Origin of the sequence: Acinetobacter sp. RF14B (assembly GCF_006864105.1) — a bacterium.
GTDB classification, from domain to species: domain Bacteria; phylum Pseudomonadota; class Gammaproteobacteria; order Pseudomonadales; family Moraxellaceae; genus Acinetobacter; species Acinetobacter lwoffii_C.
This window is the reverse complement of the sequence record NZ_SMTB01000250.1, coordinates 1-498: the sequence shown is the minus strand read 5'-3', so window position 1 is coordinate 498 and position 498 is coordinate 1. Positions and strand designations below refer to the sequence as shown.

Sequence of the window (498 nt, the reverse complement as noted above, 5' to 3'; positions counted from 1 at the left end):
GATTTATCATCTATCTTTAATGTTAATAAAGTGCTTCAGAATACTATTCTTGAGTTTGTCCATGAAATTAATAATATATCATCTGCTCGCTGGATGTCAAAATCAGAAAAGAATAATAAACAAAAAGAGGCAATAGAAAAGTTCAAAAAAGAAGTATCCCATATGAATGGCGGGCAGCAGTTTATTTGGGGGTTTGATAAGGTTATTCAAGAAGGCTTAAGTGGATTGATTGAGTTAAGTATCGATATTAATGATAGTACAAATCATCGTGATAAGTCTTCTCTTTCTCCTGATGGGAGAGCTGTGTTACATTTTTTAGGTACAATTTGGAATATGGCGATGGGAGCTGTACCTGGTTATAATGCATTGTCTGGTGTAAGTAGCATTTTACATAGTGCTATAGTAAAAGAATCTAGCAATATCTGTGATTATATTCAGGGGGCTGTACGTATTGGAATGGACTTTGTTCCAGGCACTCGCTCTGACTTACATAGCCGT

Annotated in this window: 1 protein-coding gene; it reads left to right on the top strand. The window is 35.3% G+C overall.

Annotation, left to right across the window (positions count from 1 at the left end; genetic code table 11):
• A partial coding sequence (locus E2K52_RS14795) for a DUF4765 family protein (protein ID WP_151205725.1) occupies positions 1-498 on the top strand: 498 nt, incomplete at both ends.